Annotated in this window: 15 protein-coding genes; 4 read left to right on the top strand and 11 right to left on the bottom strand. The window is 44.8% G+C overall.

Annotation, left to right across the window (positions count from 1 at the left end):
- Positions 1–21 precede the first annotated feature (21 nt).
- From J6I44_RS16550 to J6I44_RS16540, 3 genes are read right to left on the bottom strand one after another with little or no spacing between them, the layout of a single operon-like run.
- Positions 22–3,174 (bottom strand): efflux RND transporter permease subunit, encoded by a 3,153-nt coding sequence (locus J6I44_RS16550; protein WP_265767270.1) that lies wholly within the window; start codon positions 3,172–3,174, stop codon positions 22–24.
- Between the two features lie 54 nt (positions 3,175–3,228).
- Positions 3,229–4,431, bottom strand: a complete 1,203-nt coding sequence (locus J6I44_RS16545; RefSeq protein WP_265767269.1) for an efflux RND transporter periplasmic adaptor subunit — start codon at positions 4,429–4,431, stop codon at positions 3,229–3,231.
- Between the two features lie 55 nt (positions 4,432–4,486).
- A complete protein-coding gene (locus J6I44_RS16540; RefSeq protein WP_265767268.1) occupies positions 4,487–4,942 on the bottom strand; it encodes a MarR family winged helix-turn-helix transcriptional regulator in 456 nt (151 codons plus the stop codon).
- A 435-nt stretch (positions 4,943–5,377) separates the two neighbouring features.
- Here J6I44_RS16540 and J6I44_RS16535 point away from each other — a divergent pair, with 435 nt between their 5' ends.
- A complete protein-coding gene (locus tag J6I44_RS16535) occupies positions 5,378–6,619 on the top strand; it encodes an aminotransferase class I/II-fold pyridoxal phosphate-dependent enzyme (RefSeq protein ID WP_265767267.1) in 1,242 nt (413 codons plus the stop codon).
- Between the two features lie 94 nt (positions 6,620–6,713).
- Here the strand turns inward: J6I44_RS16535 and J6I44_RS16530 are convergent, their stop codons facing one another.
- Both J6I44_RS16530 and J6I44_RS16525 read right to left on the bottom strand, forming a co-directional pair.
- Positions 6,714–8,069, bottom strand: coding sequence for a DEAD/DEAH box helicase (locus J6I44_RS16530; RefSeq protein ID WP_265767266.1), 1,356 nt, complete (start codon positions 8,067–8,069; stop codon positions 6,714–6,716).
- 91 nt (positions 8,070–8,160) lie between these two features.
- Positions 8,161–9,108 carry a CPBP family intramembrane glutamic endopeptidase gene (locus J6I44_RS16525; protein WP_265767265.1) on the bottom strand — a complete coding sequence of 316 codons (948 nt, stop codon included), beginning with the start codon at positions 9,106–9,108 and terminating at the stop codon, positions 8,161–8,163.
- Positions 9,109–9,208: 100 nt separating this feature from the next.
- Between J6I44_RS16525 and J6I44_RS16520 the strand changes: the two genes are divergently transcribed.
- Positions 9,209–9,883 carry an SOS response-associated peptidase gene (locus J6I44_RS16520; RefSeq protein WP_265767264.1) on the top strand — a complete coding sequence of 225 codons (675 nt, stop codon included), beginning with the start codon at positions 9,209–9,211 and terminating at the stop codon, positions 9,881–9,883.
- Between the two features lie 5 nt (positions 9,884–9,888).
- Here J6I44_RS16520 and J6I44_RS16515 read toward each other — a convergent pair whose 3' ends face one another.
- Complete coding sequence (locus J6I44_RS16515) at positions 9,889–10,788, bottom strand: mechanosensitive ion channel family protein (protein WP_265767263.1); 900 nt, start codon at positions 10,786–10,788, stop codon at positions 9,889–9,891.
- A 140-nt stretch (positions 10,789–10,928) separates the two neighbouring features.
- Between J6I44_RS16515 and secG the strand changes: the two genes are divergently transcribed.
- A complete protein-coding gene (secG, locus tag J6I44_RS16510; RefSeq protein WP_265767262.1) occupies positions 10,929–11,336 on the top strand; it encodes a preprotein translocase subunit SecG in 408 nt (135 codons plus the stop codon).
- Positions 11,337–11,480: 144 nt separating this feature from the next.
- The gene (locus tag J6I44_RS16505; protein ID WP_265767261.1) at positions 11,481–12,224 is read left to right on the top strand and encodes a pirin family protein; all 744 of its coding nucleotides are present in this window, start codon (positions 11,481–11,483) and stop codon (positions 12,222–12,224) included.
- A gap of 132 nt (positions 12,225–12,356) precedes the next feature.
- Here J6I44_RS16505 and J6I44_RS16500 read toward each other — a convergent pair whose 3' ends face one another.
- The 5 genes from J6I44_RS16500 to J6I44_RS16480 all read right to left on the bottom strand — a co-directional run bounded on the left by J6I44_RS16500 (position 12,357) and on the right by J6I44_RS16480 (position 17,415).
- Positions 12,357–13,352, bottom strand: a complete 996-nt coding sequence (locus J6I44_RS16500; protein ID WP_265767260.1) for an alpha/beta fold hydrolase — start codon at positions 13,350–13,352, stop codon at positions 12,357–12,359.
- Between the two features lie 53 nt (positions 13,353–13,405).
- Complete coding sequence (locus J6I44_RS16495) at positions 13,406–14,434, bottom strand: LLM class flavin-dependent oxidoreductase (protein ID WP_265767259.1); 1,029 nt, start codon at positions 14,432–14,434, stop codon at positions 13,406–13,408.
- Between the two features lie 206 nt (positions 14,435–14,640).
- Positions 14,641–15,816, bottom strand: coding sequence for an MFS transporter (locus J6I44_RS16490; RefSeq protein WP_265767258.1), 1,176 nt, complete (start codon positions 15,814–15,816; stop codon positions 14,641–14,643).
- A 33-nt stretch (positions 15,817–15,849) separates the two neighbouring features.
- On the bottom strand, positions 15,850–16,644 hold the full coding sequence (locus J6I44_RS16485) for an SDR family NAD(P)-dependent oxidoreductase (protein ID WP_265767257.1): 795 nt from the start codon (positions 16,642–16,644) through the stop codon (positions 15,850–15,852).
- Between the two features lie 168 nt (positions 16,645–16,812).
- Positions 16,813–17,415: a short chain dehydrogenase gene (locus J6I44_RS16480; RefSeq protein WP_265767256.1), complete on the bottom strand. Its 603-nt coding sequence runs from the start codon at positions 17,413–17,415 to the stop codon at positions 16,813–16,815.
- Between the last annotated feature and the right edge of the window lie 298 nt (positions 17,416–17,713).

Genomic DNA, 17,713 nt, shown 5'->3' with positions numbered 1-17,713 from the left:
CAGTCTTTAGGTGTTAATGCGCTACGGCATTATAATTTCATCTTTCTTTTTACGGATTACTTCCGGCGGACCTGAAATCTTTTCCTGCAGTTTTTGGAACAGGATAAAGAGTACAGGCACCACAAACAGCCCAAAGAAGGTTCCGATGAACATACCACCGGCGGTACCAATACCAATGGACTGGTTTGCATTCGCATTAATGCCGGTAGCCAGAGCCAGTGGCATCAGTCCCGCGATGAAGGCAAAGGAGGTCATAAGAATCGGTCGTAATCGGGCTTCTGCACCATTGATAGCTGCTTTGGCAATACTCATACCTTGTTCCCGACGGCGTTCGAGAGCAAATTCTACAATTAGGATAGCATTTTTAGCCAGCAGTCCCATCAGCATAATAGCTGAAATCTGAAGGTAGATATTGTTCGCCACGCCAAAGATATTGGCAAAGATAAAGGAGCCGGCCAGCCCGATGGGCAAGGGGAGGATAACGGCCCAGGGAATCAGGTAACTTTCATATTGGGCACTAAGCAGGAAGTATATAAAGAGAAGGCAGAGCGCAAAGATGATAAGCTCTTGTCCACTGGCCCTGCTTTCTTCGCGCGTTAAGCCCGAGAAGGCATAGGTGTAATCATCTGATATTTGTTGGTCAAATACTTCTTCAATGGCATCGATGGCGTCTCCGGAACTGTAACCGGGATTGGTAGCTCCAGTCAACTGGACTGAATTAAAGAGATTGAATCGCGATATATTTTGGGGGCCATACACTCTTTTAAGTTCAACGAAGGAGCTGATAGGCGTCATCTCACCTTGGCCGTTCCGCACAAAAATATTTTGCAGGTCAGACTCCGTAGCTCTATTCTGAGGTTCCGACTGAACATAAATGCGGTATAATTTACCAAAGCGAGTAAAGTTAGAGACATATAGGCCGCCAAAATAAGCTTGCATCACATCTAAGACCGATTTAGGAGATAAGCCCGCTCGTTTTGTTTTGGCCACATCCACATCAATTTGGTACTGGGGATAGCTGGTGCTGAAAAATGAAGTGGCATACTGAATTTCAGGTCGCCTGAATAAGGCTTGTTGCACTTCTTGGCTTGCTTGGGCCAACTCATCGATGTCACCACTTGTTGCATCCTGTACATTCACAGTAAAGCCACTGGTGTTGCCGAATCCTGAAATGACAGGAGGGGCGAAAAAGGAGATATTTGCTTCTTTAATAGAAGCTGTTTTCTTCTGAAGTTCTGCGATAACTTCGTTAACACTTTTTTCGCGTTCGTCCCATGGTTTTAGTCGTCCTACCCCGAAGCCGTAGGAGCTTCCCTGGCCACTAATAATTCCAAAGCCGGAAATGGTAAGTCGGGAATCAACGGCGTCAACGGAGGCAAATATGCTGTCCAATTCGGTGAGTACCTGTTGGGACCGCTGTAGCGATGAAGAGGGCGGCAGGCTTACATTCGTGAAAAACACTCCCTGGTCTTCATCAGGAACAAATCCGGAAGGAGTTGTTTGGAATAAAAATGCAAAGAGCGCAATAAAGCCCGCAATGGCGATAATGGAGGTCCATGCATAACGGGTAAAGAAGCCCAGTGATTTTTTATATCGGTGCTTCGTAGCGTCAAAGACCGCGTCAAAACCGACCTGGAATCGTTGGATAAAACTGCGATTGCCTTCCTTATGGTTATGCGTGGGTTTAAGCACCAACGCACAGAGGGCCGGGCTGAGTGTCAGGGCGTTAACGGCTGATATGATAATGGCAGTGGCGAGTGTAATACCGAACTGCTGAAAGAATACTCCGGTTGAGCCGGTAAGAAAAGTTACCGGGACAAAGATAGCCGCCATGACCAGGGTAATTGAAATAATAGCCCCGGTAATCTCATTCATGCCCTCTACGGATGCTTCAACTCCCGATTCTGCTCCTTGTTCCAGTTTAGCGTGAATGATTTCGACTACAATAATGGCATCATCCACCACAATACCAATAGCCAGCACCAGCGCAAAGAGGGTTAAGAGGTTAATACTAAAGCCAAATAGGTTCAGGAAGAAAAAGGTACCAATAATAGATACCGGAACGGCAATAGCCGGAATTAAGGTTGAACGCCAATCCTGCAAAAAGACAAAGACGACAATAAATACCAATATGAAGGCTTCTAAGAGCGTGGTATAGACCTTGGAAATGGAGGCATTTAAGAAGCTGTTGGCATCATAAAGGGTAGCGAATTCAAGATCATCGGGTAGGTTTTGCTCCGATTGACTAATCTGTTCTTTGACTCCCTCAACAACCTGCTGTGCATTAGAACCGGCGGTTTGTGAGACAAAAAGTCCTACACTGGGGGAGCCATTCGTGCGGCGGATGGATGAATAGGATTGAGAGCCCAGCTCTACCCGTGCCACATCGCCCAGCTTAAGTATCTGGGAAGAGTTACCTCCTTCACGGATAATAATATTCTCAAAAGCAGGAGGGGTAGAAAGACGTCCTTTGTAAGTCAGAGTGTATTCAAAGGATTGATTGCTGTTTTCGCCCAGGGCCCCGGGAGCTGCTACAAAGCTCTGTTCGTTCAGAGCGCTGATGATATCATTGGGTACTAAATCATAGGAAGCCATCACACTGGGATTCAGCCAAATGCGCATGGCGTAGGAATCAGCACCAAATGACTCAGCCGCTCCAACCCCATTTACACGCTGTAATTTCGGCAACAGGTTGATACGTGCATAGTTAGCGATGAAGTTTGAGTCGTAGCTTTTATTTGGGCTATAGAGTGAGAAAATGAGCAGCCGGCTGGTTTGCTGCTTCTGCGTAGTTACCCCGGTTTGGGTAACTTCTTGCGGCAGCAGGCTGGAAGCTTGGGTGACCCTGTTTTGCACATTTACCGCCGCAATGTCAGGATCGGTACCCAGTTCGAAATAGACCTGAATTTGGGCTCGGCCGCTGTTGCTGGCAGTAGAGGTAATGTAGGTCATGCCTTCTACCCCGTTAATCTGTTCCTCCAGAGGGGATACGACACTATTGAGTACCGTCTGGGCGTTAGCTCCGGGATAGGTGGCAGTCACCTGGATAGTTGGAGGAGCAATTTCAGGGTATAGAGAAACGGGCAAGGCCGCATATCCTAACAGGCCTAAAATAACGATGATGATAGAGATGACCGTCGATAATACCGGTCGTTGGATAAAGCGTCTTATCATTGTGTTTGGGTTAGATGCTTAAAATTGTTGGGTCGTTTCGACAATTGGGTAGATCTATTGGGCTATTTGCTGATCTTCAATGGTCAGTGATTGATATAAGCTGTCAGCATTAACCGGTTGAGGCTTAATTTTAGCTCCATCCTGCAGACTTCCCAGGCCTGTAGTTACGATGCTGATCCCTGGAGAGAGACCGTCCTCAACAACAAATAATTGTCTTGCAGAAAGATCCAGGGTGGTAATTTCAGTACTTTCTACCGTATTACTGTCGGTTACCGTATACACAAACCGTTTGTTCTGGATCTCATAGGTTGATTTCTTGGGAATTACGATGGCATCGGTTTGTTGTACCGGAATCTGAATGTTTGCCGAACCTCCACTGCGTAGAATTTCCTGAGGATTGGGAAAGACCGCTCGAAATGAAGCCGATCCCGTTTGTTGGTCAATAAGTCCACTGGCCAGTCGCAATGTGCCTTGTTGCCTGTAAGTTGTATTATCAGGAAGTATTAAGTTAACCTTAGGCATCTCAGAAATACGTTCTTGTAACGTTTTACTCCCTCCCTCGCCAGATGCTGCAACACTTTGCGACATTTCCAGCAACTCACGTTCACTCATGGAGAAGTAGGCGTATATGTTGGTAATATTGGATATCATCGTTAAGGGCTGAGCAATCGTGCTACTCACTAAGCTTCCAATACGGTAAGGAATTTTACCAATAACCCCGGCTGTAGGGCTTTTAACATTGGTATAACCCAGGTTAACCTGTGCATTCTCGAGAGCTGCCTGGGCTTGTGCCAAAGCTGCTTGCTGAGACTTCAGGTTATTTTTAGCCGATTGCAGCTGGTAGTCACTGATAATGTCCTTCTCGGCAAGGCTGCTCAATCGTGTCACTTCGTCTTCAGCTGTACTAACGCCGGCTTTAGCGGCTTCCACATCGGCTTTGGCAGATCGAACCTGCTGTTCAAATTCTTCACTATTTAATCTGAAAAGAGTTTGGCCTTTTGAGACAACCTCTCCTTCATCTACAGGCATATCTACAATATAGCCCTGTACGCGCGGACGTATTTCAACCGTTTGTTGACCTTCCAATGTTGCAGGATAACTGCTGGTTAGTTCGATAGAACGCGGTTGCAGGTTGAGTACCGGATAAGGTTGGACTTGCTGCTGGCCGGGCTGCATTCCTTGTTGACCTCCGCCACCGCAAGAAATAAGCAGAAATGAGGTTATAAAAAGAAGCAGGTTCTGGTTGTTGCGTTTCATGAGATAGTAATTTTAGATATTTACGAGATTAAAATCTTCTTAAAGGTTGATGATATCAACAGAAGTCGTCAGACATTGTTTGGTTGTAAATGTCAGCAAGAAATTCGTCGAGTTTTTCAAGTTTTTCTTTTGGAATACCGTCACTTATTTCCTCATCCAGTTCATGGTCGAGCACTTTGGCTTTTTTGAGTTCCTCAAATCCCGCCTTGGTTATGAGTAAAATTTTCCGCCGTTTATCCTCCGGATCCTTGGTACGGGCAACAAAATGTTTCTCTTCCAGGCCATTGATGTGTCTAAGGACTGCAGACTTGTCTCTGTCAACGATATCCGCCAGATCCTGAAGAATTAACCCTTCTTCATTATTTAAAATATTCAAAAGGAAGAACTGTTCGAGGGTCAGGTTAATTTCTTCATCTTTAAATCGTTTATTAAGGGCTCGCATTATGCCTTTTACAGCATAAGCCATTTTACAGCCTAAAGTATCGCAATACAGTTTTTGATGGGTAGACATAAATCATTCTTTAATTCCAAAACGCTCAAAGATACGAGATAATAGTTGATGTGTGCAACTAAATGATAGATAAATTTACAATTCTTAATACTCTGTTAACATTGCCGGGGGCCGTAGCCATTGGATGGCGGGTCATTAGTATCCATAGATATCCAGCTAATTTGCTTTTAGCACTAATTGGAAGAGGGTAAAACAAAAGTATGCTTGGAATTTTATCGGAGAAGGTATCAGCTAATCGTCAATTTTTTTGGGCTTTATCCTATTGCATTGCATGGACTCAATACAATAGACTATTACAGTTAATTTCTATAAAACGCTTTATTTTTGAGAATAAAGCATTTTTCATTACCTTTTTTAGATGTTTTTAGGAGGGGTAAAATACCTATAAAAACGTGCATATATTCTACATAACCCAAAGTTATAGTTCAGCATTTTATGGATTTATTTGACAAACTTCAGGGCAGGCCCGGACCGTTGGGAGAATTTACCTCGGATGGGTACGGTTATTATACTTATCCAAAACTGGAAGGACCGTTAGGCCCAAAAATGGAATTTGACGGCAAGGACGTTATCGTATGGAGTATTAATGATTATCTGGGCGTAGGCAGCAATGATGAGGTTAAAGCCTATGACGAAGAGATTGCCAAGGAGTATAGTCTAAGCAGTCCTATGGGAGCACGACTGATGACTGGAAATACCTCAGAGCATGAAAAGCTGGAAGAAGAACTTGCTGATTTTGTTCATAAACCAGATGCTTTTTTGCTGAATTACGGTTACCAGGGGATTATGAGTGTAATTCATGCACTGGTTGATCGCAACGACTTTTTGATTTATGACGAGCTGAGCCATGCTTGTATTGTAGATGGGAAACAGCTGGCGATGGCTGAAAAGTATGTATTTAAGCATAATGATATCGAAAGCTTCGAAAAGCAGCTTGAGCGAGCACATCGCAATGCAAGGCCCAACTCTTCTATTCTGGTTGTGACAGAGGGCGCTTTTGGTATGACCGGCGATTTAGGCATACTGGAAGAAATGATCGCTCTGAAAGAAAAATACCCTTTTCGTTTACTTGTCGATGATGCACACGGAGTAGGCACCATGGGTAAGGATGGATCAGGAACTGGAACACACCTCGGATGCCACGAAGGTATTGACCTTTATTTTGGGACTTTTGCCAAGGCATTTGCATTAATTGGAGCTTTCGTTGCTACCGAAGAGCGTGTGGTGGAGTTTTTAAAAGCGAACGTCCGCAGCCAAATTTTTGCAAAATCTGTACCCATGCCCATTGTAAAGTCAGCGCGGAAACGACTTGAGATGATCCGAAATAATCCTGAGTGGAGAGAGAAGCTTTGGGAAAATACGAATATGCTTCGTAACGGTCTTCGGGAAATAGGCTATAATGTACTTCCCGCAGAATGTCCTGTCACTCCTGTCTTAACGAAGGGGAGTACGGATCTTTGCCAGCTTATAATGCGAAAATTGCGCGAGGAACACGGCGTTTTTGTGAGTGGTGTTACTTATCCCGTAGTGCCTAAAGGAACGGTGCTCATCCGATTGATACCAACCGCAGCTCATACGAAAGAACATATACAGCAAACGCTGGATGGTTTTGAGGCTATCAAAGATTTTGCACTGGGTAGTGTAAGTGTAGAGGCTCAAAAGAAGATGACGGCCTAAGACTTATCGTTTAATAACTTGATTGAAATTAAAAAAGCCCCGATTTGATCGGGGCTTTTTTATCTAGGTATTCATTCTTGGAAGAGAGGCGAGATCAAGAAAATAAATTTTTCAACATATTGATAACACCCGACTTTTCATCTTTTTTATTTTTGCCAGCCTTGCCTCCACTTAGCTTATCGTAACTTGGGCGAGGAAGCTCCATTTCATTACTCTTTTTATTTTTCTTCTTAGGTCGGCTTTTTTTCTTGCCGTTTTGTTTCTTCTTTTGTGCGCTTTTCTGCTTCTTCCGCTCCTTAAGTTTTTGTTTAACTTTTTCAGGGAGGTCAAGCTCCTTGGGCGAATGTCCCAGCTTTTTCTCAAGCTCATTGATATCACTTCTATCCTGCTTAGATACAAGAGAAACGATACTGGAGGATTTATCGTCAGAGATTAAATTGGTTCTATACCGGTACTCATCTGCATCTTTGGGGACATCATAATTAATGACTTTTTTCACATCCGTAATGTTAAGCGTAGTAGCCGAGAGGTCGCCAACCAACAAGAATTGTACATCTCCATTCGTAAAGTTGGCAAATCGCTGCGAACGTTTCTCATCCGAAAGCTTGGAATGCAGGCTGGTAGCCTTATAGTTCCGCTTACGCAGAATTTTATAGAGACGATCAGTACCTCTTTTGGAAGCAGTAAAGATGATACATTGGTCCTTGGGAGAGTTCTCAATATGGGCCATTAATGTGGTAATCTTCATGCGGTTTGGCACGTAGATATATCCATGAGATAAATTTTGGGTAACCTCAGGGGGCTTATTGAGAAGCATCTTCTCCTTATCGTTAAAGCCGATGTCTATGCCTTCATTCAATGTGTCCTCGGCAAATTCTTGTATCTCATCCGTCAGCTCATCGGTAAAAATAAGCGTCTGATGATCAGACAATACACGCTTCAAGATGTCCTGGACCTTTTGAAGAAGATTTAAGGAGATAATTTTGGAAAGATCATCAATCACCAGGTAGTCCACATGGCGAAAAATGTAGCGTAATTCTTGCAACGTGTCTGCCAGTGGTCCGGGGTTGCCTACAACCACTTGGGGTTCTGCTGCTAAGGCTTCTCTTTGTTCCTCCTTACTGCTATCAAGATCAATACAGGCACACTCTATTTGTGCATGATAGCCTAAGCCACGGACAAGGTCTTCAATTTGCTGTGCTTCAGCAGAATTGGGAGTGAGAATGAGCGTAGTAATCCCCTCTACATTCTCTTTAGCATCTATTTTAGCCAGTGCGGGTATCGTAAAACATCCATTTTTACTTTTACCCGGCGAGGCCTTAATGATAGCATCTTGCCCTTCAAGTATAGCTGGGAGTGCTTGTTCCTGGAGTTCAGTAAGTTCAGTGTAGTTTACATCTCGAAGCCCGCTCAAAATATTGGGGCTTAATGACATTTCTTCAAACTTCAACGTTCTAACCTTTCATTTTATTAATGTTATCTTGCAATATGCACCGCTTCAACAGCAAGCGGTACTCATCAGGTAATGGAATATACAAAACTTATCGGCCTTGCTCATCTGATTTTGTATTTGCTCTGTACCTTTTACTAAATAAAGGAGCTACCTTCCGTTCATAACCCGACTTCACTATATAAACGTAGGAGCCTCCCCCAATTATTGCCATGCCCAGAACACCTAACAATCCTGCTTCCGGGCCAAATACTCCACCGGTCCAAAATATAGGTCCTTTTTGAGTAATCTGTATGACAGAGGCATCCAGCCGGATACCACTAACAGCAAATCCTAAAATGCCCCCCTGTACGAAATTCCAGCTAAAATGCAGGCCGATTGACAGCGCCAGGTTCCCCGTTATGATATAGGGGATGGCCAATACGATACCCGCCAGCATTATATTAAATATTGCAATTCCCGAACTATTGGGATTAAAGGCGTGCATGAGCCCAAATACAGCTGAAGAGGCCAGCGTAGCTATGGTAACGGCACCCCGAACCCCTAATTTAGGATATTGTAGCCCTTCAGTGAGATTGAGAAGCTGGTAGCCTCGGAAACACCATTCTTCATAAAAGCCAACCAGCAACATAGCCCCCAATGCGCTAAGAATACCCCAAAGAAAAGAGTGCCCGGAGGTTGGTGTCCATCCATAACCGCTGATAATCAGCCATCCCGCGGTCCATTCAATCAAAAAGATAACGCTTAAAGCAAATCCGGCAATAATGATGCCTGCTGCTAAATCCTTCCACCATTGGGGGCTGAGAGATAAGCCATAATCTTCAAGATGTCGTTTATCCAGGGCGTAGGCTGCCAGGATAATACTAACGGCCACACCAATCAGTTGGGGGATGGCAGAGGCTATGCTTAAGCTGCTTGGGAATAAGGCATTAAATGCTAATGCCGCAAACCCCGATATGAAAAAGAAAAGAAAAAACTGGATGAGTACACGCCATCCGGCGCGGGTCCGCTGTTCATCTTTATTAAAAAATAAATTCATATCTATTAAAGAAACATTGGCGGTTTTGTAGCGGTTACCTTAGTATAAAAGAAGTGGAATCTACGTGAAAAGAAGAAAAGACTAAAATTATAGTAAATTTATGAGTGACCGATATGTATTCGATGCTACGAAAGAACAAGTAGAGCAACAGTTTGGCGTTTCTACTAAGCGTAACGATTTCTATGAGTCGCATTTCAATATTACACCAGGTTCATTGATCCCGGTTATATATTTTGAAGACGGGAAAAGGGAAATCTATCGCTTCCGATGGGGACAAATACCCCCTGGGGCCGATGAAGAGCGTGACGGTATCGAAAACTATGAAATATCAACAGACCAGGTATTGGAGAGTAACTGGCAGTTGAAATGCTTGAAGTCGCAACGTTGCCTTATACCTGCACACGGTTTTTATAAGTGGAAGACTACCGAGAAGCAAAGCACCCCTTTTTATATTCGATTGCTATCCAACGAGCTTATGGCTATTGCAGGAATCTATTCGGTATGGGAATCGGATTCCGGACGCAACGTTTATTCCTGTTCGATGCTTACCAGCGATGCCAATGCATTGATACAACCGGTAGGGGATCGGATGCCCGTCATCCTGGAGCCTGAAAACTATAATCTTTGGTTGGCCCAAGAACCATTAGGTCAAGATATTCTGAACAGCCTGGTGAGTCCATTTCCAATGAGTAAAATGGCGGTGAATCGAGTCTCAGAGGATGTTAATGACAGGAGTAATAATAGCCCGGAACTCATCCAGCCCATTCCCAAATAAAACTGCTATTTCTCATCAGAAGAATCTCTTAAAATGCGCATAGTAGGATAGGCCAAATCGATATCCTCATGCTCATCCAGGAGCCGTAGGATATCTTCCCAAATGGCCTGAGTAACGCTTCTCCGTTTTCGTGGATTGGAAAGATGGCGGATGGTCAGGCAGATTCCGCTATCCTGCACATCCGTATAGACAATAGGAGTAAGGTGACGATAGTAAATGAGATATGCTTTTTGTGCTTTCTGAACCTGCTGGTCCGCATTTTTAACAAATTCTTCTAAATGTTTTTCGGCTACTTCCTGCAACAGTTCTTTGGCTTTTTCCCAATCGCTTTCGAAGGTCAGGAGTACTTCCAGTTCATTCCAGATGAATTCAAAGTCACTGGTATAGTTAGCTAATGGGTCAGAAAAAATTTGATGATTGGGCAGGTGAACAACACGTCCGGTACTTTGGTCGCTACGTACCCAATTTCCGATTTCAAGAACAGTAAATTTAAAAATGCGGATATCAATGACATCCCCTTTAACATCCCCCAGTTGAATACGATCTCCCACATCAAAAGGCTTGCGCCATAGAATGAACATCCAGCCCGCAAAATCAGAAACCGGATCTTTCAAAGCAATGGCAAGGCCGGCGGACAATAGTCCCAGAAAGGTAGCCAGCGACTGCAAGCCCTCAAACCAGATGCGTCCAATAATGAACACACCTACAAAAACGGAAATGTAGGTCAGATTTTTGCGCCATTTGTACTGTTCGCGTGCTTCGGGCAATCGCTTATTTACGATACGGACTGTTATCAGGCGAAGGGCCCATATGATCAGAATGATTGCCGCTGAAAGAAATATTTTATAACGCAGTTCGGGGGCATTTTGTACCCATTCCTGTATTTGAGTGATGAAATCTTGCACTAAGAACAGTCTTTAATGAAATTAAATGCTTATATAGCAGTTAGTAATATAAAAAGGAGATTAATTTAAAAGTAGAGTATTGTAAAAAAAGGGAATTTTGCCTAACTTACGAGTCTGAATTTTAGCGTTATCTATATACCATGCTTTATAATATTATTTTAACAGTTATTGTTCTTATTTGTGTACTTCTAACGATTGTCATCCTGTTGCAACCGGGGCAGGGACAAGGCCTTTCCGGTGGATTGGCCGGCGGTATGCAGGGAGGAGCGGGTTTAGGTGCCCGGCGCACAGCTGACTTGCTCTCAAAATCGACTTCTATTTTGGGCGGAGCTTTACTCGTGTTGTGTCTTTTTGCTAACTTTGCTATCGATGGTGGTGAAACAACCAATAGTGCCGTACAGGAACAAGGTGTTGAACTGCCCGGTCAGCAAAATGCCCCTTCCGAGACGCCATCTGCTGTGCCAGAAGTACCGCAGCAAAATAATAATGGAGGAAACAGCGGTGGGGACGGATCCAATGGAGGTTCCGGTTCTGACGGAGGCAACTAACACTCCTGCTGTATATTTTTGTGTATGAAATTTGAAAGCCCGGCTATTGATGTCGGGCTTTTTTTATGTCAACAAATTGAACGATTAGCCATACCATGCTGTTTATTTAGTTTAATGTTAAACGATAAATAGAGAAGCTGTCTAATGGAAAACCACAACATACGACTGCGCCGGAGTGAAGAGCGAGGATTTGAAGATTTTGGGTGGACAGACAACTGGATGACGTTTTCATTTGCCAATTATCACAACCCTGAGTGGATGCGTTTTGGTCCAATTCGGGTGATCGTGGAGAATCATATCCAGCCTCATGAGGGATTTGATACCCATCCACATAAGGATATGGAAATATTAACCTATGTTTCCAGTGGCGTATTAACCCACGGCGACAACATGGGAAATACCGAAGAGATTGGTGCTGGTGAAATGCAACGGTTAACGGCGGGCACGGGTATCGTTCACAGCGAAAAAAATGAACATGCCGAGGTAGAGCATAATATTCAGATTTGGATACTGCCCGACAAGGCAGGCTTGGAGCCGGGGTACCAGATGAAGCGGTTTTCAGAAGAACAGCGCACAGATCGTCTTTGTCACTACGTATCGCAGAGTGGACGCAATGAATCTATGTCCATCAACCAGGATGTGGATATTTATGCGGGAATACTTCCGGAGGGTACCCAAACGATCCATCTGTTGGAAGAGGGGCGAGGGGCCTGGATCCAGCTCATCCACGGAAGCCTCCGCCTGAACGAAGGTATCCGGCTGGAGCAAGGGGATGGTATAGGGGTAGAGAAGGAAGGGAAGCTAAGATTAGAGGCTCTGGATGATGGAACGGAGCTGATACTATTTGATGTAACTATGGACTTTGTAACACCTTACCGACTGGGATAATATAGTAATCCTGAAGTTGATTCAGGATCTACAGGTTGAACAGCTGAACAAATGAAAGAGAGTCATCGGACAAATAACTTTACTTAATTGAAAGGTCTGGAACCCTTCAGTGCCCGATAACTCTTTTTTCTGTTACTGAATATTATCGAGTAAAATTCGGATGAATTGATCAAAATTCTCAATATGGGGCAGATGACCAATACTATCCAGCTCGACCAGTGTGGCATGGGGAATAGCTTCCGCAGTCTTTTTGCCCAACTCCGTGTAGTTACCCATTGTTGCTGCCACGGAATCGGGGACCAGATTAGAACCAAGAGCGGTACGATCGCGTTGACCAATAATGAGTACTACCGGCATTTCCAGTTCCGGGAATTCGTAGAGCACGGGTTGCGTCATCACCATGTCCGTTGTCAGAGCTTGGTTCCAGGCATATCGATCGTAATTGGGGCTATTAAAAAAGGCAGTACGCAGATATAGCCATTCATCGTAGGCCGCTTTCCAGTTGTTATCGTAATAGCTGGCAGACATATATTCTTTTACTCCTTTATACGTTTTGCCAAGCTCTCCCTCGTACCAGGTTTCTACGCCTTGATAAGGTACTTTTCGCTTCCAGTCTTCCAGACCAATGGGATTTTCCAACACCAATTTAGAGGTGTTGTCTGGATACATGAGGGCAAAGCGGGTTGCCAGCATGCCACCCATGGAATGTCCCAGCACAACCGTTCGATTTACACCAAGAGAATCCATTAAAGTTTTGGTGTTTTTAGCCAACTGCTGGAAGGTGTAGTGGTAGTAATCAGGTTTAGATGATTTCCCGAAGCCTACCTGATCAGGAACCAAAACATCGAATCCTTCGCTAAGCAGTCGCTTCATGGTTTGTCCCCAATATGCCCCATTAAAGTTTTTACCGTGAAACAGAAGGACCGTCTTGCCATTGGGTTCTTCGGCCTCTTCATGCATGTAGGCCATGTCCAATGTTTGATTTTGTGACTGAAGAGTGAAAAATTCTGTGTTATAAGGATACTCATATCCTTCAAGGTTTATGCCCAGAGGTTCTTCCTCCGGAGTTTGGGCAAAGGATGACAATGCCATTGAGATAAATAAAAATAATAGGGTCAGACGTGTCATAATTAATGATACATATTTTGTCAGTGATGAATTATTACTCGAAACAAGATGACTTACGCATGCCGCTGAACTGAGAACTCCTTCATGATTTCCGAAAACAGTCGATGCGATTTAATGCGCTCTTGATAATCATAGACATAAGAAGCTATCATCAATTCATTAGCCCCGGTTTTATCTATAAATTCTGTCAGTTCTTTTTGGATGGTTTCTTTGCTGCCTATAAAAGTATATTTCAGCATCTGTTCTACGGCCATTTTCACCCTTAAATCCCAGACTTGGTTCATATCGTCCACCGGGGGCGGCATGGGCTTGCGCTCTTTGGTCACCACGCCCATGAACATCTGCTTTAGAGAAGTGGATAGATATTGGGCCTCTTCATCCGTGTCTGCCGCCACGACGTTAATGCACGGCATAACATACGGTTCATTCAGTTGTTCGGAAGGCTGAAACTTATCCCGATATACCTTCAGGGCGGGCATCAGCTGCTGTGGAGAAAAATGGCTGGCAAACACATAAGGCAAGCCCAAAGCAGCAGCCAGATGAGCGCTGTCGGTGCTGGAGCCCAAAATCCAGATGGGGACGTTCGTGCCTTTACCGGGAATCGCATTGATCTTATTGGAGTTGTCGGAAGAAAAATACTGCTGCAGCTGCTTCACATTATCCGGGAACTGTCGAACCTGCTGCATGCGATCAGGGCGAATGGCCTGGGCCGTAGCTGGATCGGTGCCCGGCGCGCGGCCTAATCCCAAATCGATGCGGTCGGGATAAAGCGTGGCCAGAGTGCCGAACTGCTCGGCAATAATTAACGGTGAGTGGTTGGGCAGCATGACACCGCCGGAGCCGACGCGCAATGTTTCGGTAGCTTGGGCTACGTGACCGAGTAGTACGGAAGTGGCCGAGCTGGCAATGTTTTCCATGTTGTGGTGCTCGGCCATCCAGAAGCGGCTATAGCCCATATCTTCAACCCGGATGGCTAAGTCGCGGCTGTTTTGGATAGCATCAGCTGGGCTCTGGCCTTCAGTAATAACGGCAAGGTCTAAAACGGAATAGCGAATATTATTTGATGGTGGGTAACTGTTCATTGAGTCAATTCAATAGCTTAATGTATGTTTAATCTCTTTTTTTATAAATCAGAACTGACCAAACAAATTTATCAGTGGTAAAGTTTTAATGGATTATCTATCGGTCAATTGTTTTTGGATTTTACTGTCAAAGGTCCCTCTATCTGAGCGTTGATTTAAAAACCGGTAACAGAGCTATTCTTTTGAGTTGATCAGAGGACCCAATACTATGTATTTGAGGTTGCAAATTTTAATGTACCCCGTCGTATAAAAACAATCACTGTGGCAATGAGTACCCCGGAAGCGGCGAGTCCAGCTCCAACGAGATCGGCGGAGGTAAATCCATAGCCGAAAGCAATCGGCAGTCCTGCCAGGTAGGCGCCAGCGGCATTGCCGATGTTAAAAGCACTTTGGTTAAGGGAAGACCCCAGCATTTTAGATTCTTTGGCCGTATTAATCATCATAAGCTGCAGAGGTGTTCCAATGCAGAAAGCAATCAAACCAATGGCAAATGTCATAACCAGCACGGCGGTTTGGTGGGACGCCAAATAAGTGTTGAGTATCAATCCGCCGGACATCAGCGAAAGCGCAAGGATGGAGGCGTAGAGCGGCCCCATCTTTTCAGCCATCTTAGCGCCCGTAAGGTTACCGACGGTCATCCCGAGGCCTGCTAAAATCATGGCCAGGCTTACCATACTACCGGGATGGCCGGCTACTTCGGTAATGAGTGGGGCAATATAGCTGTACCAGGCAAAAAAACCACCGGTGCCGATGGTGGTCAGAAAGAAGACAATCCAGAGCTGGGGACGTTTAAAGACCTTCATATCTTGCAACAGCCCCTCTTCGGAAGCGGAGGGCGGCAGCTTCGGCATCCAGAACCAGATGCTAGTTAACGTCATGATGCCGACAATACCTACAATGATAAATGCGATTCCCCAGCTATAGTGGTGGCCCATGTACGTGCCCAACGGTACGCCGATAACATTGGCAATGGTCAGCCCGGTAAACATCGTAGCGATGGCCCGGGCCTCTTTACCGGGACGCGCCAGCTCACCCGCTACAACCGCGCCAATGCCAAAGAAAGCACCATGAGGAAGTCCAGATAAAAAGCGCACGACAAGCATACTGCTGTAACTGTTGGCAAAAGCCGAGGCGGTGTTAAAAATAGTAAACCAGGCCATAAGTGCTAATAACACTTTGTGAGCGGGCCACTTGCTGCCCATAGCCGTCAGGAGGGGGGCGCCCACAACGACCCCAACGGCATAGGCGGAAATGAAATGACCCGCCTGAGGGATTGTAACGTTAAGAGCGCTGGCAACGTCTGGTAAGATACCCATGATGACAAATTCGGTCATTCCGATGCCGAAACCACCGAGGGCTAATGCTAATAGTGCTTTTTTCACGAAAAAGTATTAAGGATTATTTATGATCACCGGTTAAATAATAGAATTGACTACGCCACCGTCAACGCGCAGAGCTGCACCGTTGGTTGCAGAGGCCAATGGACTGGCCACATAAGTTACCATATTTGCGACTTCTTCGACATCCGCAAACCGATTAATTAGGGAGGTCGGTCGTCTCTCACTAAAAAAGTCTTCTGTTAACTCTTCGATCGTTTGCCCGGTTTCCTCAGCCTGTTCGTTCATACTTTCTTCGAGCGACCTGCTCCACGTAGGGCCAGGTAAAACGGCGTTGACCGTGACATTTGAGCCTTTGGTCAGCCGGGCGAGTCCACGCGATACAGACAGCTGCGCCGTTTTGCTCATACCGTAATGAATCATTTCGGTGGGAATATTCATCCCCGATTCGCTGGAGATGAAGATAATGCGACCTTCATTCTTTTCCATCATTTTTGGGAAATAGTGCCGGGCCAGCCGAACGCCACTCATCACGTTGACTTCAAACATTTCAAACCATTCGTTATCGCTGATGTCGGTAAAATCGACCTCATTAAAGATACCCACATTGTTGACCAGAATATCCAGGTCGGGGATTTTTTCAATAAGGGCATCTACTTCTTCTTTTTTAGAAAAATCGGCTACGACTCCCGAAATAAAGCCATTGTCGGTTGATTGGCGAAGCTTGGAAGCGGCTTCATCTACGTCAGTATGCTTGCGACCATTGATAATAACATGAGCGCCTTCCCGGGCCAGCGATTCAGCGATAGCATAGCCGATGCCAGCCGTTGATCCTGTTACAAGTGCTTTTTGTTCGCTTAGTTGTAAGTCCATGGCTAGAATTATTGGTGTTTAAAAGTGTATGAGTACAGGTGTATCCTAAAGAAATAAAGATCCTAAATTATCTGGATAGAAACGATTGGCGAGCTTACGATCAGGCTGGAGCCACATGAGCCCACATATCAATACCTCGCCAAATACGGATGAAGCTACTTGTTCAGGTTAATCAATGTCGATAATTTGTCCCGTAATTTTGGTCTGAAGGCTTTTGACGTAGCCATCCACTACATCGGACATGGTTGCAGGCGTATGACCGGGGAAATAGTCGGCCAGCGCTTCGGCGGAATCTTCGACCAGTGCGGGGCTTACGACATTAATGCGGAATCCTTTTTCCAAGAATTCCCCGTAGGCACCGATCACAAATCCATTTACGGCATTATTGATGGCGCTGAGCACCGTACCCTGGGGAATGGGATCATGCGATAAAATGCCCGAGGTGAGGGTAACGCTGCCGTTATCGTTCAGATAATCCAGAGCCGTAAGCGCAACGTTAATCTGGCCCATCATCTTGCTTTGTACGCCTTCCAAAAAATCATCGTTTGTTAACTGATCGATGGGTTTCATGGGCGCCGAACCAGTCGTAACGACGACCGCATCCACGGCACCGACTTCTTCAAAGAGTGTTTTAATGGATTCAGGATCTGTAATATCGGTTTGTATATCGCCTGAAGAATGTCCGGCAATTACGAGATCGTGATCATCAGACAACCGATCTGTAATTCGAGAACCAATGGTACCAGTACCACCAACTAATAAAATTTTCATAGTATGTAGAAAAACTTATAAATGACTATTTTTACAATTTGGATGAATGCTAACAAAAAAGAATATCCTACCGTTTATCCTGCTGCCATTAATATTGCAATGGTCATGCTTTAATTCAATAGAGAGAGCGCCTGATAAGTATACCAATATACCTTTCGTTAAGTGTACTATATGAAGAAGTAAGGTTTTAGTTATTGCCTATTATTAAATTATTAAGTTTCAATTAGTTGTTAATCTGATTCCTTAATCCAGAAATAATATTGATCTAACACCTCGGTTAAGGCCCGCCTGTATGTTC

This window comes from Fodinibius salsisoli (genome assembly GCF_026229185.1).
Taxonomy (GTDB): Bacteria; Bacteroidota; Rhodothermia; order Balneolales; family Balneolaceae; genus Fodinibius; species Fodinibius salsisoli.
The sequence above is the reverse complement of the archived record's forward strand: the minus strand, read 5'-3'. Positions and strand labels throughout refer to the sequence as shown.